The 24,104-nt window shown below is 59.8% G+C and carries 19 protein-coding genes and 1 riboswitch; of the genes, 5 read left to right on the top strand and 14 right to left on the bottom strand.

Going from position 1 to position 24,104, the window contains the following annotated elements; translation table 11 throughout:
- Window positions 1-67 precede the first annotated feature (67 nt).
- Window positions 68-970: a DMT family transporter gene (locus ACR0B5_RS07455; protein WP_480539604.1), complete on the top strand. Its 903-nt coding sequence runs from the start codon at window positions 68-70 to the stop codon at window positions 968-970.
- On the opposite strand, the gene glmM is transcribed toward ACR0B5_RS07455, so the two are convergent.
- From glmM to ACR0B5_RS07415, 8 genes are all read right to left on the bottom strand, one after another.
- Window positions 967-2,310, bottom strand: a complete 1,344-nt coding sequence (gene glmM / locus ACR0B5_RS07450) for a phosphoglucosamine mutase (RefSeq protein ID WP_480539602.1) — start codon at window positions 2,308-2,310, stop codon at window positions 967-969. The genes ACR0B5_RS07455 and glmM overlap by 4 nt on opposite strands.
- A gap of 34 nt (window positions 2,311-2,344) precedes the next feature.
- The gene (gene folP, locus ACR0B5_RS07445; protein ID WP_480539600.1) at window positions 2,345-3,343 is read right to left on the bottom strand and encodes a dihydropteroate synthase; all 999 of its coding nucleotides are present in this window, start codon (window positions 3,341-3,343) and stop codon (window positions 2,345-2,347) included.
- Window positions 3,340-4,260, bottom strand: coding sequence for a dihydroneopterin aldolase (locus ACR0B5_RS07440; RefSeq protein WP_480539598.1), 921 nt, complete (start codon window positions 4,258-4,260; stop codon window positions 3,340-3,342). The genes folP and ACR0B5_RS07440 overlap by 4 nt, the downstream gene beginning before the upstream one ends.
- Window positions 4,261-4,423: 163 nt before the next feature.
- Window positions 4,424-5,065, bottom strand: coding sequence for a cell wall hydrolase (locus ACR0B5_RS07435; protein WP_480539596.1), 642 nt, complete (start codon window positions 5,063-5,065; stop codon window positions 4,424-4,426).
- Between the two features lie 186 nt (window positions 5,066-5,251).
- Window positions 5,252-7,813 carry a putative PEP-binding protein gene (locus ACR0B5_RS07430; RefSeq protein ID WP_480539594.1) on the bottom strand — a complete coding sequence of 854 codons (2,562 nt, stop codon included), beginning with the start codon at window positions 7,811-7,813 and terminating at the stop codon, window positions 5,252-5,254.
- Window positions 7,814-7,881: 68 nt separating this feature from the next.
- Window positions 7,882-10,101, bottom strand: a complete 2,220-nt coding sequence (gene glyS / locus ACR0B5_RS07425) for a glycine--tRNA ligase subunit beta (RefSeq protein ID WP_480539592.1) — start codon at window positions 10,099-10,101, stop codon at window positions 7,882-7,884.
- A 9-nt stretch (window positions 10,102-10,110) separates the two neighbouring features.
- Window positions 10,111-11,322: a sodium/glutamate symporter gene (gene gltS, locus ACR0B5_RS07420; protein WP_480539590.1), complete on the bottom strand. Its 1,212-nt coding sequence runs from the start codon at window positions 11,320-11,322 to the stop codon at window positions 10,111-10,113.
- A 10-nt stretch (window positions 11,323-11,332) separates the two neighbouring features.
- Window positions 11,333-11,854 carry a DUF6446 family protein gene (locus tag ACR0B5_RS07415; protein WP_480539588.1) on the bottom strand — a complete coding sequence of 174 codons (522 nt, stop codon included), beginning with the start codon at window positions 11,852-11,854 and terminating at the stop codon, window positions 11,333-11,335.
- Window positions 11,855-11,933: 79 nt separating this feature from the next.
- Between ACR0B5_RS07415 and ACR0B5_RS07410 the strand changes: the two genes are divergently transcribed.
- On the top strand, window positions 11,934-12,566 hold the full coding sequence (locus tag ACR0B5_RS07410; RefSeq protein WP_480539586.1) for a MarC family protein: 633 nt from the start codon (window positions 11,934-11,936) through the stop codon (window positions 12,564-12,566).
- Between the two features lie 8 nt (window positions 12,567-12,574).
- Here the strand turns inward: ACR0B5_RS07410 and ACR0B5_RS07405 are convergent, their stop codons facing one another.
- The gene (locus tag ACR0B5_RS07405) at window positions 12,575-13,504 is read right to left on the bottom strand and encodes a glycine--tRNA ligase subunit alpha (RefSeq protein ID WP_480539584.1); all 930 of its coding nucleotides are present in this window, start codon (window positions 13,502-13,504) and stop codon (window positions 12,575-12,577) included.
- A gap of 205 nt (window positions 13,505-13,709) precedes the next feature.
- Between ACR0B5_RS07405 and ACR0B5_RS07400 the strand changes: the two genes are divergently transcribed.
- Window positions 13,710-15,449 carry a serine protease gene (locus tag ACR0B5_RS07400; RefSeq protein ID WP_480539582.1) on the top strand — a complete coding sequence of 580 codons (1,740 nt, stop codon included), beginning with the start codon at window positions 13,710-13,712 and terminating at the stop codon, window positions 15,447-15,449.
- A gap of 60 nt (window positions 15,450-15,509) precedes the next feature.
- On the opposite strand, the gene ACR0B5_RS07395 is transcribed toward ACR0B5_RS07400, so the two are convergent.
- The 5 genes from ACR0B5_RS07395 to metZ form a co-directional block, all read right to left on the bottom strand.
- Complete coding sequence (locus tag ACR0B5_RS07395) at window positions 15,510-17,084, bottom strand: 5-guanidino-2-oxopentanoate decarboxylase (protein ID WP_170642234.1); 1,575 nt, start codon at window positions 17,082-17,084, stop codon at window positions 15,510-15,512.
- Entirely contained in the window at window positions 17,084-18,532 is a 1,449-nt protein-coding gene (locus ACR0B5_RS07390; RefSeq protein ID WP_480539580.1) for a TrkH family potassium uptake protein, read from the bottom strand. The genes ACR0B5_RS07395 and ACR0B5_RS07390 overlap by 1 nt, the downstream gene beginning before the upstream one ends.
- Window positions 18,533-18,583: 51 nt before the next feature.
- Complete coding sequence (locus tag ACR0B5_RS07385; protein ID WP_480539578.1) at window positions 18,584-19,354, bottom strand: hypothetical protein; 771 nt, start codon at window positions 19,352-19,354, stop codon at window positions 18,584-18,586.
- A gap of 282 nt (window positions 19,355-19,636) precedes the next feature.
- Entirely contained in the window at window positions 19,637-20,740 is a 1,104-nt protein-coding gene (gene folE2 / locus ACR0B5_RS07380; protein WP_480539576.1) for a GTP cyclohydrolase FolE2, read from the bottom strand.
- A gap of 218 nt (window positions 20,741-20,958) precedes the next feature.
- Window positions 20,959-22,152: an O-succinylhomoserine sulfhydrylase gene (gene metZ, locus ACR0B5_RS07375; protein ID WP_480539574.1), complete on the bottom strand. Its 1,194-nt coding sequence runs from the start codon at window positions 22,150-22,152 to the stop codon at window positions 20,959-20,961.
- A 65-nt stretch (window positions 22,153-22,217) separates the two neighbouring features.
- Window positions 22,218-22,295, bottom strand: a riboswitch (SAM riboswitch).
- Between the two features lie 132 nt (window positions 22,296-22,427).
- Between metZ and ACR0B5_RS07370 the strand changes: the two genes are divergently transcribed.
- Window positions 22,428-23,363 carry a DUF726 domain-containing protein gene (locus tag ACR0B5_RS07370; RefSeq protein ID WP_480539572.1) on the top strand — a complete coding sequence of 312 codons (936 nt, stop codon included), beginning with the start codon at window positions 22,428-22,430 and terminating at the stop codon, window positions 23,361-23,363.
- A gap of 23 nt (window positions 23,364-23,386) precedes the next feature.
- Window positions 23,387-24,076 carry a glutathione S-transferase N-terminal domain-containing protein gene (locus ACR0B5_RS07365; protein ID WP_480539571.1) on the top strand — a complete coding sequence of 230 codons (690 nt, stop codon included), beginning with the start codon at window positions 23,387-23,389 and terminating at the stop codon, window positions 24,074-24,076.
- Window positions 24,077-24,104: the final 28 nt, after the last annotated feature.

Here is a 24,104-nt window from a genome sequence, read left to right as displayed (position 1 = left end):
CCCACTTAAATTTCAACCCATAAGATCTTGATAAAAGACGATTTAACCCTATATCACAGGTACTACCATGGTGTCCCAGCCCACAAAACAGGATTGGATCGGCGTCTTCTCTCTTGGCCTTATCTGGGGCGGTACATTCATGGTCGTGGCCATGGCGCTTGAGGGGTATGGCCCGATCACGGTTGCAACGTCCCGCACTACGCTTGGCGCTTTGACGCTGCTTTTGCTGATGCGGATCACCGGACGCCGGTTTCCAACCCTCACTCCGGCGCTTGGCGGCTCGATCATCTTGATTGGCCTGCTGTCCACGGCGATACCGTTCATGCTGCTCAGCTGGGGACAGCAATTCGTGCCTTCGGCTTTCGCAGGCCTGTCGATGGCGGCCATCCCCTTGATGGTGCTGCCACTTGCGCATTTCTTCTCGGACGAACCGCTCAACCTGCGGCGCTTTTTGGGGGTGTGCCTTGGGTTTTCCGGAGCATTGGTATTGATAGGTCCGGGGCTTTTGCAATTGGGCCAAGGAACCGAGCCGCTTGCGCAAATGGCCTGCATCACGGCGGCATTGTGCTATGCGGTTTCATCCATCCTGACGCGGCGATGCCCTCCGATTGATCCGGTTGCACTAGCGGCCCTGACATTGCTGGTGGGAGCCGCGCTCCTGCTTCCGATTATGCTGATGACCGAAGGGCTGCCCGACTGGCAAAGCACCCGTCCCACTCTGGCTCTGATCGTCTTGGGCCTTGTTCCGACGGCCTTGGCAAACCTCTTACGCGTTTCGATCACGCGTAGCGCAGGGTCGGTGTTTTTGACCCTCGTGAATTATCAGGTCCCCGTCTGGTCGATGGTTTTCGGAGCATGGATTCTGTCCGAAGCCCTGCCCCTGCGATTCTACATCGCACTGACCTTGATCCTGACGGGCATGGCCATCAGCCAGTGGTTCAGCCTGCGCAAAGCTCTGATGGGCCGCTAGTACGCCGCCGCCTCAACCTCGGCCACGATGCCATCAACCACCTGCGCCAACAGGGTGGCGTCCTCGCATTCAGCCATGACGCGGATCAGAGGCTCGGTCCCTGACTTGCGGATCAGCAAACGACCCTGCCCGTTGAGGCGCGCTTCGGCATCGGCAATCGCTGCTTGAACGCTGGCCACCTCAAGCGGCAGTTGACCCTGTTGGTAGCGTACGTTTTTCAACAGCTGAGGAACCTTTTCAAACTGCTGCGCAAGCTCAGAAGCTTTGCGTCCGCTCAGAACCATCTCCGATAAGAAATGCAGCCCAGCCATCAGGCCGTCGCCAGTTGTGGCATAGTCGCTCATGACGATATGGCCGGATTGCTCGCCACCAAGGTTAAAGCCACCCTGGCGCATCCGTTCTACGACATACCGATCCCCGACCGCTGTCCGCTCCAGCCGCAGGCCTTGCCCTTGCAGATGCCGTTCCAGCCCGAGGTTGGACATGACCGTCGCTACCAGGGCACCACCACGCAGCTGCTCAGCCCGAGCCCAAGCCCCGGCCAACAGGGCCATCAGTTGATCGCCATCGGCAACCTTGCCATTTTCATCAATAACGACAACCCGATCCGCGTCGCCATCGAGGCAGATACCCACATCCGCGCCATGCGACACAACGGTTTCTGCAGCCACGCGCGGCTTGGTTGAACCACATTCGAGATTGATGTTCTTGCCGTTCGGCGACACGCCCATCGGGATAACTTCGGCGCCAAGCTCCCACAGGACCTCGGGCGCCGTGCGGTGGGCGGCACCGTTGGCGCAGTCGATCACCACTTTCAAACCATCCAGACGCACATCGCGCGGAAGCGAGGATTTGACCCGCTCGCCATAGCGGAACCGCGCGTCATCAACCCGGCGGGCACGCCCGATATTTTGCGCCTGAGCGGGGTTGACGCCTTCTTCGATCAAACGCTCAATTTCAAGCTCGGCCTGATCTGAGAGTTTATATCCGTCAGGCCCGAAGAACTTGATACCGTTATCTTCCGCTGGATTGTGGCTGGCCGAAATCATGACGCCCAGATCCGCGCGCATGGATTGGGTCATCAGACCCACCGCAGGGGTCGGCACCGGACCCAGCAGCAACACGTTCATACCGGTCGAGGTCAATCCCGCCGTCAGCGCGTTTTCCAGCATATAGCCAGACAGTCGCGTGTCCTTGCCGATGACCACGCGGTGAACCCCAGTCGTATCACGGCGAAAATAACGCCCAACCGCCGCACCTATGCGCAAGGCCATTTCTGCTGTCATCGGATGCGTATTAGCTGTGCCTCGCACACCGTCAGTTCCGAACAGCTTGCGCATAGTCGACTCTCCGTAAAATTTGCTTGTGACCGGATTAACGGACGGCAGCCCATAGGCGCAAGGCCTGAGCTGTCTCGGCAACGTCATGGACCCGAAGGATCTGCACGCCTTGGGACAATCCGTCCAGAGCAACCGCGATTGATCCCGGCGCGCGTGCGGTTTTTCGCGGCTCCTGCCCGATGGAGCCGATAAAGCCCTTGCGCGAGACACCCAGTAGAATCGGGCAGCCTAGACCATGGAACAGGCTTAGGTTACGTAGCAGGGTCAGATTGTGCTCCTCGGTTTTGCCGAAACCGATGCCGGGATCGACGATGATCAGATCTCTGTTCAGGCCTAACGCCTCGAGCCGTTCAATCTGACCGGCCAGGAAATCGTAGACATCCAGCACGACGTTTTCATAGACCGGATTGTCCTGCATGGTCGCGGGATCGCCCTGCATATGCATGACACACACAGGCGCGCCCAGCCCTGCGCAGAATGGCGCAAGCTCCGGGTCGAAGGTGAAGCCCGAGACATCATTGACCAGCCCCGCCCCGGCCTCGCAAGCCGCTTTGGCCACAACGGCCTTGCGGGTGTCGATTGAGATCAATGCATTCGTTTCAGCCCGGATCGCTTCGATCACCGGGCGGGTCCGGGCGATCTCTTGGTCTGCTGGGACGAAATCTGCACCAGGACGCGTAGATTCTCCGCCGATATCCAGAATCGTGGCGCCGTGTGAGACCATCTCAAGGGCTCCGGCCTGCGCGGCCTCGATCGAGCTGTGGATGCCACCGTCCGAGAAGCTGTCAGGCGTTGCGTTCAGGATACCCATTATATGAGGGCGCGCCATATCCAAACCGGACAGCGCCGCGCGCGGTCGGCTGATTCGGTGTAGCACATCCGCGGGGATATTCGCTGCGGCTACGACCTGAAACGCTCCATCGCGCGAAAGCACTGCGGCATGAGTGAACCAGAGCGACTGCCCGGCCAAAGGCACGGCTCCATCCGGACGAGCCGTACCGTGCTGTACCAGCGGTCGGTAGTAGCGGCTCACAATTGTGCCTGATCAATGGCCACAGCGCGCAGGGGCGTTTTCGGCTCTTTCGGCAAGGCGCCTCCGATCACCATCATCTCGCTGGCCTCAAAGGTGGCGGCAAACCATGCCGCCAGCGCGACCGCGTCGGAGGGCGCGGCCGAGGGGCCATCAACGGCATCCAGAACGATCTTTGACGGGGCCCAGACGCAAATCTGGCCATTCTTCATCGCCCAGTCCAGTTCGGTTCGGGTCGAGACGACCACGCAGCGATGATCACGCGCGGCCAGAACCCACGCGTTCTGTTCGATCGACAACAGGTCGATGCGGCGCTGGGTCATAGCGTGACCGGTCTGCGGCACCGGAAGGTCCGAGGCCCCGACACACAGGATCAAGGGACGCTGACGGTTTTCCAACTGATCGATCCAGCCGGTCAAATTATCCGAGACCATCGCCTCATTCGACAGGAAGACAAGACGCGGATGCGGGCGTTCCTCTTCGACGACGTCGTGGTGTACGGCGTCCTTGCCGCGCACGATCTCGACCCCAAGCGCACCGGGGCCACGATCCAGCTTTTCGATCCGGACAAAAACGCGAACCGCTTGCGGCTCCAGCAGGATACGTTCGGCCACGCGTTCGGCCAGCGTTTCCAACAGGTTCAGACGCTCGGCCGCCAGTTCATAGGCAATCGCCTCGGTCACGCGGTCATAGGACAGGATACGATCCACATCGTCGTCAATATCCGAGGTCAGCGGACGCACCTCAACCACGATATTGAAACAGATACGCTGGGTCGTGCCGCGTTCGGCCTGAAAGGCACCGATCTCGACCTCGACAGTATGATCACGCAACGAGATGCGATCCAAAGGCCCTCTGGGCGAGGTCGCCTCGGACCGTTCAGAGGGGTGCGCAAAAGCGAGGCGGATTTCAGAACTCATGGGTCAGGCCTTCTTGGGCTCGTTGAAACATTCGCCCAGTCTAGGCGTTTCGAGGGCCTATAGCATTCATACAAACGCCATTCCAACTGCTGATTTCGACGCTTTTTCTGCGTGCAATGGTATACGCTGCGCCTTGGTTTCAAGACGCAGCGCCGGTCCTGCTTCAGTTGCTCGCAGTGCGGTAATTGTGACGGTAGAAGATGTGAACGCCAATCTGCGCCGTCTGTTTATAGACCCGCGCCCAGGACGGGCGGACCGCAGTGGTATGATAGTGGGTCGCCCCTTCAGTCAGCTCTTTGGCAACGCCATCCATCGCCGCGCGGGCGACTTTCGAGACACGCTCAAAGGCTTTCTTCTCGTGGATCACTTCCTTGCGGCCATCACATGTATAGGTGAACTGGCACTGGTACTTTTTACCGGTCCCCTGACGGATCACACCGCAAAGGCTATCGGGAAAGCGGCTGCTCTTGACCCGGTTCAGGATAACCTCGGCCACTGCAAACTGACCGCGCACGCTTTCGCCGCGGGCTTCAAAATACAGCGCCTCTGACAGGCATTTCCAGCCTTCATCTCCGGACGCTTTGGGCTGTTGGTCCAGCCAATCCTTAGAATAGGACACTTTGATCGGTTCCACCACTTTACGCGGCTGGAACAATTTCAGATAGTCCCGAAAGCTCTGCCCCGGCAATTCACTGCGGGCAACTAGTTCTTTCTTATTGGCATCCGTAGCTTCCCTCTCAGCGTAGGACGCACTCGGCAGCACGGTTGCCGCCAATGTGGCAACAGCCATTATGTAACGTAGCATCAGATAACCTCGCACAGGCACTTCACGCGCCAAACCCTCCCCCGGCGGGCGCGACGAGGCATTTAGCGCAGTCTTGCGCAAAGGTCCAGATCAGAGGCAAATACAAGTGGAAATTCGCTCGTGGGGAAAAACAATTCCGCCACAAGTTCGCTTATTGACCACTAATCATGGGGTTTCAGGCTGCTGTCAACCCCCAAGTCTGGACGAAATTGCCAGTTGAGCGGCAGCCAGCCGAGCGACCGGTACTCGGAACGGAGAGCAGGACACATAGTCGAAGCCCAGATCGCGGCAAATGGCGATTGATTCGGGGTTTCCGCCGTGTTCTCCACAGACCGAAAGGGTCACATCGGGTTGGGCCGCGCGCCCCCTTTCAGACCCGAGCTTGAGCAATTCGCCCACCCCGTCCGCGTCCAGAACATGGAACGGGTCTTCGGTGAACACCCCCTGCCGGACATAGGCCGACATGAAACGCCCCGCGTCGTCGCGTGAAAGACCATAGGTCATCTGGGTCAGGTCGTTGGTTCCAAAGCTTAAGAAAGCGGTGTTGGGTGCAATCTCTTCAGCGCGCAGGCAGGCGCGCGGCGTTTCGACCATCACACCGAGGCGGTATTCGAACTCCTGCCCCTTTTCAGCTGCGACAGCGGCCGCCACCGAGTCGATGCGAGATTTTACCAGCTCGACCTCTCGCTTGGCCGAAACCAGCGGGATCATCACCTCAGGCACGACCGGTGCACCGTTCTTGCGGGCCTCAAGCGTGGCTTCAAAGATCGCGCGGGCCTGCATGTCGTAGATTTCGGGCACCGTAACACCCAGGCGAACCCCGCGAAGACCCAGCATCGGGTTGTATTCGGTCATTGCGGAGACACGACGCTCTACATCCGAGACAGGCAGATCCAGCGCTTCGGCCAGTTCGCGCTGGCCGCCGCGGGTGGTGGGCAGGAATTCGTGCAGCGGTGGGTCGAACAGACGAATGCACACCGGTTGCCCCTCCATGATACGGAAAAGCTGCACGAAATCGTCGCGTTGCATGGGCAGCAAACGCTCCAACACGGCGGCACGACCCGAGGAGGTCTGCGCAAAGATCATCTCGCGCATCACGATCAGGCGACCGGGGTCAAAGAACATATGCTCGGTCCGGCACAAACCGATGCCCTGCGCCTGAAAGTTCCGCGCGGTCTGCGCATCCGCAGGGGTATCGGCATTGGCGCGGATCTCGATATCCCGCTCGGCGTCGGCCCAGCCCATGAGCGTCTGGAAACAGTCGTCCAGCGCAGCCTCGAGCATCTCGGGCTGTCCCGCCAGAACCTGCCCCGAGCTTCCGTCGATCGTCAGAACGTCTCCGGTCTTGAACACTCGCCCATCCGGGGTCGTCAGCATTTTCTTCTTGGTCTGGAACCGCATCTCGGACGCGCCGACGATACAGGGCAAACCCAAACCACGACCGATCACGGCGGCATGGCTGGTCATCCCGCCCTTTTCGGTCAGAACGGCAACGGCGGCATGCATGCCCCGCACATCCTCGGGAGAGGTTTCGCGGCGCACCAGAACACAGGCCTCGCCCCGCGCGGCGCTGGCTTGCGCCTCGGCGGCTGTAAACACGATCTTGCCGGTCGACGCCCCCGGACTTGCACCAATCGCGGTGGTCAGCACATCCCGCTCGGCCTCGGGGTGGACTTGCCGGTGCAGCAGCTCATTCAGGGCATGAGGGTCCACGCGCATCACCGCCTCTTGTGGCGGGATAATACCGTCTTCAGCCAACCGCACTGCAATCCGCATCGCCGCGCGCGAGGTCCGCTGAACGCGCACGCCGTCCAGAATATGCACATTGCCGTTCTGGATCACGAATTCTACCTGCATTTCCTCGCGCAGCTTCTCGCGCATCAAAGCGGCCTGTGCTTTCAAATCAGCAAATGCACTAGGAGCCACTTCTTCCAGCGACGGCCCCCTCGGGTCTTTCTCAAGATAAAGCGCCGAGACGTCTTCGCCCAACGCATCCCGCCCCTGGCTCTGGCTCAGATACCGTCCGGTGATCTGAGGCATCCCGGTGGTCGGATCCACCAGTTGCAACACGCCCGAGCCGCATTCGCCCTGCCCGACGCCCGGGATCATCTCTTGGATGACGAGCCCCAACCCCGCATCGGCCGGAGCGCCCTTGGCCTGACGTAACAGGCGCGCTGAGGTGCCATCCCACGCCCGCGCCATCGAGCGCAAAACGCCAATCAACTGCTCACCGCGATCCTCAGGGAAAACCTCATCGGTCTCGTCCTCATAGGCGTGCAGAGTACGCTTCAACCCCGCGACACCATCCTCGTCGATCTCGTCGAACACATCCGCATCCAAACGCGCCACATGTATCGCATAGCTTTGCACAAAGCGCAGATACATGGCGGCGGCAGGCTCATCACCCATCGAGTTCGACAGCTCGGCAAACCGCGCTTCGTTCATACCGATATTCAGAACCGCACCGGGGCCGCCCCAATCGGGGTCCTCGGAACTGGGACGCACACACAACAAGGCCGTCGGCTCGAATTGCTCGAGGATTGCGGCCAGATCGGGGATTTGTCCTTCGGCGATGCGCTGCACCGCGTCAAAAGACAACGCGACCGTGCGCGGCACCGGCATCTCCAACCGGACCAGACGTTGCAGGCACTTTGCCCGCCCCCCATGGGTGTGCGGGGCAACGGGCGCGGTGGACGTGATGAGCGTTGTATGCGGATTATTCTGCACTGCGGCACCTTTTGGTTTCACCGCAGCATAGGCCCATGCGCCCGTCGCGCAAGGGTGATCTGGGCGCGCAAATCCGCGCGCCCGGGCCTTTAGCCTTCGATCTTGGTCAGATCGGCAACGCTGGAACAGACCGTGCGGATCTGGCTGAGCAAGTTCAGACGGTTGCGGCGGAGGATGTCATTGTCGGTGTTGACCTGCACATCCTCAAAGAACGCATCCACCGGCCCGCGCAGCGCGGCCATCGCTGCCATGGCGGTCGGGAAATCCTCGGCCTTGAGCGCCGGATCAATCTGCGCCTGTGCCGCGTCAAGCGCCGAGAACAGAGCCTTTTCGCTGTCGGTCTCGGCGAATTTCACATCCGCGCCGTAGGAGTATTCGACCCCGTCCTTCTCTTCGGCTTGCGTCAGAATGTTGTTGGCCCGCTTGAACCCCTGCACGAGGTTTTCCCCATCCTCGGTCGCGATCACCGCGTTTAGAGCACGGGCGCGTTTGACCAGCAAGTTGAGGTCGTCATTAGCCTCCATCGCGATACAGGCATCGATGATGTCGTGGCGGATGCCCTCATCGCGGAGGAAGACTTTGAGGCGGTCGTGGAAGAACGACAGAAGATCGTCAGATGCGTCTGGGACCTTTTTCTCAAGTTCAAGAAAGGCCGTAGCAGGCAAATCGTCTACTCTGTCTCTTACGGTCTGGAATGCAGCGCCAAAGACACCTCGTTCGGCGATTTCTTCCAATAGATCAAGAACGTTAGCCTCCGGCAGCGCCTCATTGATTGCGCTTTCTGCTCGTATCAGTTGGCTGTCAAAGAACCGATCCAAAGACAGCCGCAGATCGTTTTCGAGTATCAATCGAGTTACACCCAATGCGGCACGACGCAGAGCAAACGGGTCTTTCGAACCGGTCGGCTTCTCATCAATCGCCCAGAACCCGGTCAGCGTGTCCAGCTTGTCGGCCAGCGCCACAGTCACCGAAAGCGGTGCGGTCGGCACGTCATCTGACGGGCCAAGCGGCGAGTAGTGGTCCTGTGCCACGGCGGCCACGGCGGCGTCCTCGCCTGCGGCTTCGACGTAATAGCGACCCATAAGCCCCTGAAGTTCGGGGAATTCATAGACCATCTCGGAACTCAGGTCGGCCTTTGCCAGACGCGCGGCTTTCTCTGCCTGATCTGCATCCGCTCCGGTCACAGGCGCCAGTTCACGGGCCAGTGCGGCGATGCGGTCGATGCGCTCCGCCTGTGTGCCCAGCTTGTTGTGGAAGGTCACATTCTCCAGCGCGCAGGTCCATTGGGCGACGTCCGATTTGGCGACGCGTAGGTCGTTCTCCCAGAAGAACTTGGCATCCGCCAGACGGGCCGAAAGGACCTTCTGGTTCCCGGCCAGAATCGTCGCGCCATTGTCGGCAGTTTCGCGGTTGGCGACGGTAATGAAGCGCTCGATCCGACCGGTTTTGGGGTTCCTCACGGAAAAGAACTTCTGATGCTCTTTCATTGAGGTCTGCAGCACCTCGGGCGGCAGATCGAGGAATTCGTCGTCGATCTGCCCCATCAGCACTACGGGCCATTCGACCAGACCAGCGACCTCGGCCAGCAGGCCCTTGTCGTCGACCACTTCCAGACCAGCGGCAAAGGCCATGTTCTGGGCGTCGTTCCAGATATGCTCGGCGCGTTCCTCAGGCGACAGCACCACAAAGGCGCGTTTCAGCTTGGCGGCGTAATCCTCGAACGAGGTAACGGCAAAGCGGTTCGGAGCCATGAACCGGTGACCCTCGGTCGTGTCGCCGGAGGTGATGCCTTCGACCTCAAGCGGAACGACTTGCGCGCCCGCCTCATAGGTCAGAATGCACAGGATCGAGTGCAGAGGCCGCACCCATCGCATCGGGCCGGAGCCCCAGCGCATCGACTTAGGCCATGGAAAGTTGCGGATCGTGGCCTCAAGCACCTCGGCCACGATCTCTGCCGCCGGGCGTCCGGGCTTTTCGATCTGGGCGAAATAAACCGCACCTTTGGGGGTGTCGCGTTCCTCTAGCTGGTCACGGGTCAAACTAGCACCGCGCAGGAAGCCTTCGATCGCTTTGTCAGGTGCCCCGACCTTGGGGCCTTTGCGTTCCTCGCGGATCGTGGGGCTTTCCGCCAGCAACCCTTCGACTGCCAAGGTCAGTCGGCGCGGCGTCGTCCGGGCGGCGGCAGAGGCATAGGTCAAACCGGCCTCGACCAAACCATCGGTGATCCGCTTTTTCAGGTCCTCACCGGCGCGAGTCTGCATACGCGCGGGGATCTCCTCGGAAAACAGTTCGATCAGCAGGTCGGGCATTTTCGGTCCTTAGAAATTTACGATCGTCTGGATGACGATGGCATTGGCGATATCCACAAAGAATGCGGATACAAGGGGCAGCACGATAAAGGCAATAGGCGATGGGCCATATCGCTTGGTTACTGCGGTCATATTCGCAATAGCAGTGGGGGTCGCGCCCAAAGCGAAGCCTCCAAACCCTGCAGCCAACACCGCGGCGCGGTAATTTGAGCCCATGACCGGGAACAGCACCCACAGCACGAAAACCACCGTGAACAGGGTCTGGGCGGACATGATGACGACAATGGCCATGCCAAGCTCGGCGATGGTCCAAAGCTGAAGGCTCATGAGGGACATGGCCAGAAACGCGCCCAAGGCGAATTCCGAGATCAACGCCAGCGATGGCGTGCGCGATACCGGTGGGGCCGACGGTGCCACTAAGGCGCGTACATTGGCGATGACGATTCCCATGATCAAACACGGCACAAACAGCGGCAGCTTGAGACCAGCAGCCGAGATCGCTTCGTTCAGAGAATAGCCCGCAATGATCGCGAGGTTTAGATGCAGCAAAATGCGCATGATCGACAAGTGGTCGATATCGAGCGATTTGCCCTCTTTTTCGTCCGGCAGTCCGACACTGGGCCCTTCGTCTGGACGGTCGGGGCTGAGATTGCGCCCTTCAACCAGCAACCGCGCAATCGGTCCACCAACCAGGGCGGCCAGAACCAAACCCAGCGTTGCAACGGCAACGCCCAGCTCGGTCGCGCTTTCCAACCCTGTCGCCCGCGCAACTTCGGGCGCCCATGCGATTGCGGTCCCGTGCCCTCCGATCAGCGCCGCCGAGCCGAACAGAACACCCGCCTGCGCCGGATAACCAAACATGGAAGCGCCAACCGCACCGATCACGTTTTGCATAACGATCGTCACAAGGGTTAGGATCAGAAGCAAAAATAGTGGCTTACCGCCCGAAATCAGGTCCGACAGACGTGCATTCAATCCGATCCCGGCAAAAAATACGACCAGTAGAAAATCCCGCGTACCCAGCTCGAATGCGAGTTCAAGATCGAATATCAAATACAGCGCCAGAACGGCAAACGAAGCCAGCAACCCTCCGGTCACGGGTTCGGGGATGTTGAAATTGCGAAGTGCGGCGACGCGATCATTGATCCGTGCGCCAAGCAGGTAAACGGCAAAACCTAAGGTCGCCGTCAGAAACTCGGGGATTTCGACGACGTGCTGCATGGCGGTCTCCTTACTGCTGCGGTCTGGGTGGGCATTCCTCGCCGACCACGGTGCCATCATAGGCTTTTTCACCGCAATTGTTCAGGGAATGCCAGACAAAGCCCCGCCCATCTTCAGTGATCGCGACAATGCGGTCGACTCCGTAGTGGATATTCTTCGCGCTCATGTAGGCCTGCGCCTGCCCGGTTTTCAACGCTTCGGCCACGGCGGCCGCATCATAGCAATCAAACCAACCCGGAGCTGTCAGGGGCTCTGCATTCTCAGCAGGCACGAAGCCGGACAGCTGTTCTTCGGAGAGATCAGTGTTGAAACAGGCTCGATACCGGATCGGAGAGCTATCGGCATCAATCGCCTGGAAAGAAGAATAGGCAATCGGCTGGGGAGTTTCGCCATCCACAGGCAACAGGGCGACGTCCTGTCCGGGCTTCGGTTCGACCTCATAATAAAAGCCGTAGACTTGCAGGTAATACATGCCCGCCCCGGCCATCACAGCCGAAAGCCCCAGAATGATCGCAAGCAATTTTCCCGTCATTGTCTTAGGCTGCCTCTTTCAAGTTCCTGAAAAATCGGACAGGTTTCGGGTGGAAACTGGAAACCACAAGGGTGTTTTCATGGAATCGACCCTCGCCGTTGGGTTCTTTGGTGCACTGTTTGCGATCATGAACCCGATCACCAACCTGCCTGTGTTCCTGAGTGTTACGCAGGACCTGCCCCCTGCGGATCAACGTAAAGTCGCAGTCAAAACCGCGCTCTACTGTCTGGTCCTGGGCGGCGCGTTCGCAGCCATTGGCAGTCAGACGCTGAGCCTGTTCGGAATCAGCGTGGACCATCTGCGCGTCGCCGGAGGGTTGGTTGTGCTGATGATCGGCCTGAACATGCTGAACGGCAACGAAAGCACCTCGCATCACGGGACGGACGGAGAAAAAGAGGCCTATCCTGCGCCTGACACAGTCGCGTTCTACCCGCTGGCCTTTCCCATTCTGGTCGGTCCGGGCACCATCACAACCCTGATCCTGTACGCTCATCACGTCAACAAGCCGCTTGAAGCTGTTGTTTTCGCAGGTGTATTCCTGACCGTCGTCTCCTTGCTTCTGGTTACGTTCTGGAATGCCCCATGGCTGTCCAATCGTCTTTCGAGCAACGCACGCGTCATCATGAGCCGCTTCATGGGTATGATCCTCTCGGCCATTGCCATCGGCATGATTTCTGACGGCCTCAAGGCATTGCTGCCCGGATTGGCCTGAACGCTGCATCAGGCCTCGTACCCGGCGGCCTCAGTCAGGACAAACGCATCCGCGCATTGCTTGGCCAGCGCCCGGACACGGCCGATGTACGCCTGCCGTTCGGTCACCGAGATCACCCCGCGCGCGTCCAGCAGGTTGAAGATGTGGCTGGCCTTAATGCACTGATCATAGGCAGGGTGCGCCATCACGATGCGCTTGCCTGTTTTTGGATCATGATGCTGTTGCGCCAGAATGGTGGCGCATTCGGCCTCGGCCTCTTCGAAATGACGCAGCAGAACCTCGGTGTTGGCCACATCAAAGTTCCAGCGGGCGTATTCCTCTTCGGTCTGCTTGAAGATGTCACCGTATGTCAGCGGGCTTGGGGACTGAGGGTCGTTGAACGGCATGTCCATCACATGGTCGATGCCCAACACATACATCGCCAAACGCTCCAAACCATAGGTCAGTTCCCCGGAGACCGGCGTGCAATCATGACCACCGACCTGCTGGAAATAAGTGAACTGGCTGACTTCCATGCCGTCGCACCAGACCTCCCACCCTAGGCCCCAAGCGCCGAGGGTCGGGCTTTCCCAGTCGTCCTCGACAAAACGGATGTCATGCAGCTCCATGTCGATGCCGATGGCCTCGAGGCTGCCCAGATACAGTTCTTGCAGGTCCGGCGGGCTGGGTTTGATCAGAACCTGATACTGATAGTAGTGCTGCAGACGGTTCGGGTTCTCACCATACCGCCCGTCGGTTGGACGGCGCGAGGGTTGAACATAGGCCGCAGCCCATGCCTTGGACCCCAGCGCGCGCAGGGTTGTCGCCGGGTGGAACGTCCCTGCCCCGACCTCCATGTCATAAGGCTGCAAAATCGCACAGCCTTTCGAGGCCCAATAGGTCTGAAGCCGCAGGATGATCTCCTGAAAAGAACGAGGTGCGCTGGACTGATCGGTCATGACATTCCCTTTAGGCGCGCCTGCGCCCGGTTCCGATGGGTTTGGCCCTTCCTATGCAAGGGGCCGAGGGGCGTCAACGGGCCAATAGGTCCCTGCTGTATCTGCGCTGCCACACCGCAAATTCCCCGCATTCTCGCCATGGCTTTCGCCACCCGAAATCGGGTATTCTGAGCAAAAGCATCAAAACTGCATAAACGGGCAGAAAATGACACGAGTATTTACGGCAATTTTATTGTTTCTATTGGTCGGCCTGCGCGCCGCAACCGCCCAGCAAGATCAGGGCGTCTGGGTTCAGGTCGAGGCGCAGCCATCCCTGCGTGAGGCACAGGATCGTGCGCAGGATTACGCCCGCGCACTGCCTGACGTGAACGGCTTTCGCCTGGGCAGCGGTTGGTACGCCATTGTGATCGGCCCCTACCTGCGCAGCGACGCGGAACAGGTGCTGCGGGTTTACCGCGCCGAAGGACAAATTCCTCGCGACAGTTTCATCACCTTCTCAAGTTCCCTGCGGCAGCAGTACTGGCCGATCGGGGCAAATGTGCTGAACCGTGGCACCCTTGTTCCACCGGTCGAACCCGAACAGCTCACTGTCGACACGCTGTCAGACGCAACCCCGCAGCCGTCGGATGAAACCCGCTCGCAGGCGTTACAATCCGAACGTTTGCTCACGTCGCAGGAACGCAAAGACCTACAGACTGCACTTCAGGCTGCCGGATTCTACAACTCGACCATCGACGGAGCCTTCGGCCAAGGTACGCGCCGTTCCATGTCCGACTGGCAGAGCTTCAACGGATATGAGGCGACCGGCGTTCTGACCACTGTCCAGCGCGCCGCATTGATCGAGGACTATAACGCTCCGCTGATCAGCGTCGGGATGGCGCGATACACGGACGATCAGGCCGGTATCTCGGTTGATCTGCCTTTGGTGGCCATTGCCTTTGACCGCTATGAGGCCCCTTTTGCGCATTTCCAAAGCACATCCGACCTGAACGCACAGGCGCTGCTGATCAGTCAGGAGGGCAGTAAATCCACCCTGCGCGCGCTGTATGAGGTCATGCAGTCGCTGGAAATCGTGCCGCTGGTTGGCCCACGAGAGCTGCGCGGTGATCGCTTTACTCTGGAAGGGCGCGGCAAAGGCATCGTCTCTTACACCGAAGCGGCGCTGAAAGATGGCAAGATCAAAGGCTTCACGCTGGTCTGGCCCGAGGGCGATGAGGCCCGCCGTGCCCGTGTTCTGGCTGCGATGAAGGCCAGCTTTGCCACCACCGACGCGGTTCTGGATTCCAGCGCAGGCGCAGATGCTGAGCAGCGCGTCGATCTGGTCTCGGGCCTTCAGGTTCGCAAACCGCGCCTGTCTCGCTCGGGCTTCTTTGCGGATGCGTCCGGCACCGTCCTGACCGTATCCGAGGCCGCCGACAGCTGCAGCCGTGTCACGCTGGACGGCGATCAGGAGCTTCAAGTGGCCTGGACGGATGCCGATCTGGGTGTTTCCGTCCTGCGTCCGCGCAAGTCGCTTGCCCCGATCAACGTGGCCGAGTTCCGCACGGATCAACCGCGTATTCAGTCCGAGGTCGCGGTCTCAGGCTTCTCTTACGAAGGGGCTTTGGGCGCGCCAACGCTGACCTTCGGCCAAATCGCGGACGTGCGCGGCCTGAACGGTGAATCCGGTGTGAAACGTCTTGCTCTGGCCGCCCAACCGGGCGATGCCGGTGGTCCGGTCTTTGACGACAGTGGCAGCGTGGTTGGCATGCTGCTGCCCTCCCCGTCCGAAGACCGCACCTTGCCCCGCTCGGTCAGTCTGGCGGTTTCGACCGAAGGGCTGAACGACGTCCTGACCCAAGCAGGTATCACGGGTCAAGCGGCACAAGAGACGGCTGAAATCTCACCCAACGAGCTGAGCCGCCGCGCCAATGGGATGACTGTTCTGGTGCATTGCTGGGACTAAAAGCGTCTAAAATTTTGAAAAGCCGCTGCGCATCTGCGCGGCGGCTTTCCAGTTTCCCGACTAAAGAATGTCCGGCGTCACGTAGATCAATGTCGGTCCCGAGGCCTGAAACGCGGCGTTTACCGCCTCCTGCATCTCATCCACAGTTTTCGGCGCTCTGGATAGCGCCCCGAACGCCTCGGCCAGTTTGCAGAAATCAGGATTACGCGCCACAACAGCGTTAGGCGCAATCTGACTGCGGACCATGCTGTCCTCGATCTCTTTCAGCTTGCCGTTGTCCCAGAGGATAATCGGCAACGGCAGGCCCAGTTCCACCGCCACGCCCAGTTCTTGCATCGTGTACTGGAACCCATAGTCCCCGGCGATTACCGCCGTTGGCCGTCCCCGCCGCGCCACCGCGCCCCCAATACCGGCAGGCAAAGCGTAGCCCAATGTGCCAAAGCCGGTCGGATGGTGCCAATGATGGGGATAGGCCATATCCCAGACCTCTTTCGCGGCATAGGCGAATTGGGTCATGTCGGAATAGATCATGGTGTCGGCAGGCATCGCGGCGCGTAGCGCATCAGCGACGGGCACGATACGCGGGCGCTCAGCATCGACCTCGGCCCGCCAACGGGCGCGCGCCTCGGCAACTTCCTCAGCCGTCCAGCCTGTCGCAGGTTTGGCGCTTTCGGTGACAGCCCACAAGGCGCGGGCAAAGCTGGCACTGTCGGCCTGAATTTTGACGGCGGAGCGGTGGCGGTCGGACAGGACCTCGGGGTCCAAGTCGACGCGGACCAGATGCGCCGAATGGCCAAGCTCTTCTCTCCAGAGATCAACCTCGCCCAACTCGGCCCCAACAGCGATCACCAGATCGGCTGAGGCGATCACCTCGGCGCTGCCGGGCCGAGGCAGCATCGACCCAAAATCCAGAGGATAGTTCGCCCCAACCATGCCACGCCCTGCGTAAGTCGTGAAACAAGCTGCACCCAGCTGCGTCAGAATTTGCCGCCATTCGTTGGACCGGCAGCCACCCCCCAGAATGAACAAGGGCCGTTTGGAAATGTTCAACAAGGACACAACCGGCGCGACGTCCGGGGCAAACACCTTGGGGCGCAAGGCCGGTTGGTTCGGGAATGGCGCGGGATCCGCATCGCCCTCAAGCTGTGCAATCGGCACCTGTATGTGCTTTGGCCGCGGACGAGAAAGTTCGAATTCCTCAAACGCGCGCTCAACCAGACCATAGGCAGCCTGCGCAGTGTTCGCTTGCGCCGACCAATCCGTGACAGTACCCGCTGCGCCTTGCTGGTCCTTCATCTGATGCAACTGACCGCGCTGCGCCTGCGTCTCATCCAGACAGGATGACAGCACCAGCATCGGGACCGAGTCGCTATAGGCCTGCCCCATCGGTGTCATGATGTTGCACAGCCCCGGACCGGTGATCACATAGGCAACGCCCGGCTTGCCTGTCGCCCGCGCATAGCCATCGGCCATGAAACCCGCGCCCTGCTCATGCCGGGCCAGCACATGGGTGATCCCGGCCTCTTCAATGCCGCGGTACATTTCTTGATTATGGACGCCGGGAATGCCGAAAATCACATCCACGCCGCGATCCCTCAGCATATGGGAGATTTGCGCGCCAAGGGGTCTTTTCATCAGTCTCTCCAGAATTGGACGGTAAAGATTGCGTAAACGGCCAGCAACTCAAGCCGGCCGACCAGCATGCCTGCGGTCAACAGCCATTTTGCGGTGTCGTTTAGACCGGCAAAATTACCCGCCGGGCCAATTTGGTTCCCTAGGCCCGGTCCGACATTGGCCAGCGCTGTCGCAGCACCCGAAACGGATGTGATGAAGTCCAGCCCGGTCAGCGCCAGCGCCCAGGACAAAATCCCCATCGACAGGACGAAGAACATGAAAAAGCTCATGACCGAGGTCAGAACGTCCCGACTGACGGGGCGCCCGTCATAGAGCGGTACGAACACCCCATGCGGTGATCGAATGCGTCGGATTTGCGTTTTGATCGATGCAAACAGAAGCTGATAACGGAACACCTTGATCGAACAGGCGGTCGATCCGGCGCAGCCTCCGATCAGGCCGATGAGGAAGAACAGCATGATCGGGAAGCTACCCCACAGCATGTAGTCCACACTGGCGTAGCCGGTGCCCGAGATGATCGAGGTGATGTTGAACAACGACTCGCGCAGGGCCCTTTCCCAATGGTGCGGAAAGACCGAGGTCAGGAACACGGACATCAAGACGACCAGTACGAGAATGGTTGCCAGAAAGGCGCGGATCTGACTGTCCTGCCATAGCGACGAGGTGTTGCCATTGGCCAGTTGCACATAGCGCACGAACGGCAATGCCGCGAGGATCATAAAGACCGAGGCCGCGTATTCCGCCGGGCCGCTGAAGGTTGCAAACGAGCTGTCGTAATTCGAAAATCCCCCCGTTGCGATGGTGGTCATGGCGTGGACTGTCGCGTCAAAGAACCCCATCCCGACGGCCGCATAGACAAGGCCACAGGCCAGTGTCAGGAACACGTAGATCAGCGAGATCTGGCCCGCGATCTCCTGCGCGCGGGGAAGGATTTTCCCCATGGTTTCAAACCCTTCCGAGCGGAAGATTTGCATACCACCGACCCGCAGCTCAGGCAGGAACACCATAGCGACAACGATGATCCCGATGCCGCCCAGCCATTGCAGGATCCCTCGCCACAACAGTAGGCCCTGTGGCAGGTCATCGAGCCCCGAAATCACGGTCGATCCGGTGGTGGTCAGGCCCGACATCGCTTCGAAATACGCGTCGACAAAGCGCAGCTCGGTCTCGCCAAACAGAAACGGAATTGCTCCGAACACCGGCAGTGCCACCCAGACACCCGAGGTCAGCAAAAAGGTCTGACGGATGGTCAGACCTTCGCCCACACCATTGGCGCAGCTCAGCGCAAGGACAACGCCGGTCAGAACGGTGATGATCGCGCTTTCAAGAAAGACATGCCACTCGCCCCGCCCCTCGATCATGTCGGCAAGCATAGGCAGCAGCATGGTCGCCCCCAGAATGGCGACCAGCATTCCAATCACATATCCGACCGGGCGAAGATCCATCATGACGCGCAGCGTTGGCGCGCCAGCCCGACCGTGTCAAGCAGATGACCCCGATTACTCGTCGGATTTCGCTACGACCTTGGGCATCGCGGGCGGTTTAGACGGCGCGCGCGTCTTGCGAGGGGCCGGTTTAGGGGACTCTGTCGTCGCTGCAGCCGCTTTGGCCGGTGCCGCACTTGGTGCCTTGGCCGCGGGTTTTGGCGCAGTCTTGGGGGCCGCCGGAGTTTTGGCCGGTGCCGCCTTTTTAGCCACGGTTTTTGCCGGAATTGCCTTGGCCGCAGGTTTAGGTGTTGCGGGCTCAGGGGCAGCCTTGGCCGCGGGTTTGGATGTCGCCGGTGCAGGCGCTGCCTTGGCAACTGTTTTGGGCTTTGCTGCTACTGGGGTAGCCTTAGCAACCGGTTTGGGCTTTGCTGCCGCCGGCGCAGCCTTAGCCGCCGGTTTAGGCGTTGCAGGTGCGGGGGCAACTTTGGCGGCTGCAGGTTTTGCCGCCGGGCGCGGATTGGCGGTGAATTTTGCAACCGGTTCGGCCTTAGGCTTCGACACGGCGGGTTTGGGCTGCGCCTTCTTGGCAGTCGAGGCCCGCTTGGCCGGAGCAGGTTTTGCAGCCGGTTTGGCAACAGGTTTAGGTGCCGTCGCACGTTTTGCTGCAGGTTTGGCCGGCGCTGGCTCCGATGCCGTGTTGCGCAGCGCGTGCAAGGGCGCCATCGGCAGTTCCATGGCCGACAGGGCCATGATCTGCATAATCTTCATCTGGCTGACCACGGCGTATCCAGCCACGCGCATTGCAGCCGCCTGTAGCTCCAACGGTTGGGAAATTGGGTTCATGACATGTCTCTCCTGTAAAAGCGATGCAGCCGGAACACTGAGAGAGGGATGCCCAGTCCGCGCCGATCACTCGGGCGGTTGGCGGGGTCTTGCAGTCCAAGGCGTCGCACGTCTCGGCTTCCTTCCGGGGGCGGCACACCCGTTTTATAACGGGCAAGCGGCAGCTGCATTCCCTGCCTTGATAGCCCATTTACCACGCAGACGCAGCAGGTTTTGCTGCATTGCGGCGAAAAAGCGCTGTTTTTGAGAGGGCGCGGCTAAATTTTCCGCATCTCCGGAGGGTTAACCCACGTGGAATAAGGTCGTGAACAGACGCGGATCAAGGCTGGAGGTCGCAAATGTGGGCCCTTCCGTCAGGATCGAGACTGCATCATGGCTGTGCAGGCTTTCCTGATGGCTGGCGATCACACGGAAATCGCCCACGTGATGATCGGCCAGCAATTCGGCGCAGAACAGGCGCGCAGCGTCTTCGACAAAGATCGGATTGGCCGCGTTCAGTTCGGCAAAGGCCTGTTCATCCTCGCGCTTGACCATGACCTGTGTTTCCGTCGGAACCGCACGGCGGCACAGCTCGATCAGGTCTTCGAACCACAGGCAGTCGGCGTCGCAATCCACCAGTACCGAAATCCGCGCGACCGAGCGCTGCGAGTGCGGCGTCGCCAACTGTCCGCGCTGCGACCGGGCATGCTCGCTCAGTTCTAACGAGCAAGGACAGGTCGACGAATAGACATAGTCCAGATGCATGATCTTCTGGCGCACACCGTTCTGTTCGATCAGCTCCAGCGCGATGTCGTAATACTGGTAACCCTCGAGGCCAGAACGCAGGCTTTTGACCTTGGCCGGATAGGAAAAGCGCATCTGCAGACGCGCGTCGAAACTGTCGAGGTCGGTCAGATAGTCGCTTAGCGCAGCCTCCATCACCTCAAAGCTGAAGGTCCGCTCGGCGTGTTTGTAGAAGGACCGCATGATACGGGACATGTTGATGCCCTTCTTTTCTGCCTCAAGGCTCACTGTGCCGGTGACCGAAGTCTCAAGCGTCAGGTCGTCCCCATCTTTGCGGTGAAAACGGATCGGCAGGCGAAAGTTCGAGATGCCCACATGCTGGATCTGCTGCTTGGCCCCCCGGATCAGGCTGGACGGGCCGTTTTGCAGGTCTGGCAATGTGGCCCGATATGCCTCATCCGCGACAAAACCTTCGGGATATTCACGTGACAGGGACGGATAGTTCACCGCCGACATGCCGGGCACGAGCCGCGCCAAGGACGGGTCCAGCTGGCTGATCTCGGCCGCAGGCGCGGTCTTGGCCCATTGCCGCAGCAATTTCAGCGCTTCTGCGGCCTGTTCCCGGTTTGGGGCGTCGTCGATGTCACGGGGGTGAACATTCATAGGCTGAGGTTCCTCGGTTGGCCGTCGAAATTCAAACGGCTGAAGTTCAGTATCCAGTTTAACCCGATACGGGCCAATTAACAGGATGGATCGAAAAAACCCAGCGTAAATCCGGCATTCTGCGCGCGGCAGCGACACAGTTTACGCCAACCTCGGCGGATCAGAGAGGCAGGTTGCACCACCTCTCTGCCTGTAACATCACCAGTTCGAGGCGTTTTCTACTGCCCCTGCGAGACGTCCAACGCGTGTTGGATATCGGCCAACAGATCGTCCGCATCCTCGAGACCAATGGACAGGCGGATCAGACCGGGTGTGATGCCCAGTTCTTCTTTCTGCTCATCGCTCAGACGCTGATGGGTTGTGGTTGCCGGATGGGTCGCGATGGATTTCGCATCCCCCAGATTGTTCGAGATCACCGGGATCGTCAGCGCATTGAGAAACGCAAAGGCTGCGTTCTTGCCGCCCTTGATGTCCAAAGACAGTACGGTTCCGCCCTTGCCCCCGAGCTGCGTCTGCACGAGAGCGTTCTGCGCATGGGTTTTCAGGCCCGGATAAAGCGTCCGTTCCAGCGCCGAGTGACCTTCCAGCGCCTCGGCCACCGCCTGCGCCGTTGCAGCCTGGGCGTTGACCCTCAAGGCCATCGTCTCGAGACCCTTCAGCATGATCCAAGCGCTGAACGGGCTAAGTGCTCCGCCGGTATGCTTCATGTAGGGTTCGACCGTGCCTCGGATGAACTCCTTGGTGCCTAGGATCACACCACCCAGCGCCCGGCCCTGCCCGTCGATATGTTTGGTCGCCGAATAGATCACCACATCCGCGCCCTGTTCGACCGCGCGCGAGAACACCGGGGTCGAGAACACGTTGTCCACCAGAACCAAAGCTCCGACCGAATGGGCCAGTTCCGCAACGGCGGTAATGTCGATCACCTCGAGCGTCGGGTTCGACATGGATTCGAAGAACACGGCCTTTGTGTCCGGGCGGATCGCCGCCTCCCACTGGTCAAGATCTGTGCCGTCGACAAACGTCACCTCGACACCATAGCGGGTCAGGATGTTTTCCAGAATGAACAGACACGATCCGAACAGCGCCTTGGCCGAGACCACATGGTCCCCCGCTTTCAGCATCGAGGTCAACGCACCATTGACAGCTGCCATGCCGGACGCCGTGGCAAACGCATCTTCGGCCCCTTCCAGCGCCGCGATACGCTGTTCGAACATCGATACTGTCGGGTTGCCATAGCGCGCATAGATGAACTCATCCGGGCCACACTCCAGGAACCGGGCCTCGGCCTGCTCGGCAGTGTCGTATACGAAGCCCTGGGTTAGGAAAATCGCTTCGCTCACCTCGTTGTACTGACTGCGACGGATGCCGCCATGGACGGCTTGGGTGCGTTTGGTCCAGTTCTCGCTCATGTCATTCCTTTCGGCCTCGCTCCCCGAGGCGCATCAAAAAAACCCCAGACGCGGTCAAGCGAAAGGGGCCTTTCATCCTGACCTTTTAGCGGTGTTGTTTAGCGTGGCCCGCAATCCGGTAACAAATCGCCACGTGGTGTTGTTGCCCTTACGCCGCAGTTGCGAATTCGTCAAGCCCGACACCTGCAACGTCACGGTTCTGTAATCGTTCATTCACGGAAACGTCATAGCGCCATGACAAAGCGACACCACAACATCTTGTATGGGGCAGAGCTATGCCAGTAATCAGGATCAATGCTGTCAACGGACGTGCTGAGTTGCATGGTAGTTCCCGACCCCTGATCGAGGCTGTGCAAGAGGCCCAGCAATCCGACGGACCAGTCATTATCATGACCCACGGATACAAGTATCGGCCCGACGATGCAGGTGCCTGCCCACACCGGCATATTCTGTCGCTGCATCCCAAGGCGATGCCCTGGTACAGCCCCAGTTGGCCGCAACATCTGGGTTTTGGTGGCGGGTTTGAGAACGAAGGTCTTGCAATTGCCGTTGGTTGGGACGCGCGGGGCCCGCTCTGGTCAGCGCAACGTCGTGCCGTTGAAGCGGGCAAGGTACTGGCTGACGTCATTCGTCAAGTGCATCATTCGAACCCAAAGCGTCCGATCCATTTCATCGGCCATTCCATGGGTATCGAAGTGGCGCTGGAGGCTCTGCATCACATTCCACCCGGCGCGCTCAGCCGGATCATTTCTCTTACCGGGGCTGCCTATCAATCCCGCACCGTCGCGGCCCTGACCACACCTGCCGGTCGCGCGGCTGAGTTCATCAACATCATCAGCCGCGAGAACGATCTATTCGACTTTCTTTATGAAACCTTTATCCAGCCACCCCGTCGTGGTGATCTCAGCATTGGCGCGGGCCTGACGGCACCAAACTCGGTCACATTGCAGATCGATTGCCCTGCCACTGTGGATCACCTGTCGGCGCTGATCTTCCCGCTCGCCGCGCCCGACCGGCGTATCTGCCATTGGTCCAGCTACACGCGCCCCGGCGTGCTGCGCGTCTACAACGCCTTGCTGCGCGATCCCGAGCGCCTCAGTCTGCAAAGGCTCAAACACGGTATCCCCGAAAAACCGCACAGGCGCTGGTCACGGTTTTTTGCCCTACCCCGCCCACAGGGCCTCTTGCCGTTTGCTCAGAAAGCTTCATGATCCCCTCAGCTTGAGGAGACATCATGATCGACCTGTATTTCTGGCCCACCCCGAACGGTTGGAAAGCCTCCATCGCATTGGAAGAGATGGAGCTGCCCTACACCACCCATCTGATCAATATTGGCAAGGGTGACCAGTTCGATCCGGAGTTTCTGAAGATCTCACCCAATAACCGCATGCCCGCGATCGTCGATCCGGATGGGCCTGATGGTTCGCCAATCACGGTTTTCGAAAGTGGCGCGATCCTGATGTATCTGGCACGCAAGTCCGGTCGGTTTTATGGCGCGACCGAACGGGACAGGGTTGCGGTAGAAGAATGGCTGATGTGGCAGATGGGCGGCGTTGGTCCCATGGCTGGTCAGGCGCATCACTTCCTGAAATACGCCCCCAACCTAGAGCCTCCGCAAGACCTGCCCTACGCCAAAGATCGCTACCGGACCGAAGTCGCCCGGCTTTACGGCGTGCTGGATCGGCGTCTGGCCGAGAACGAGTATGTCGCGGGTGATTTTTACTCGATCGCGGATATGTCGATCTGGGGTTGGGCGAGCCTTTGGGAGGGTCAACAGCAGGTTCTGGACGACAAGCCTCACTTCACCCGCTGGCTAGAGGCCGTCAGCGCCCGCCCCGCCGTTCAAGCCGGACGCGCGCTACACGCCGAGCTGCGTGGGGATCACAGTAGCAAACAAGCGCAGAGTGTTTTGTTCAAGCGATGAATTGTCGCGTCTAAATGCAAACATATTG

It is taken from the genome of Ruegeria sp. AG1 (assembly GCF_056541705.1).
This window is presented reverse-complemented; position numbering and strand designations above follow the sequence as displayed.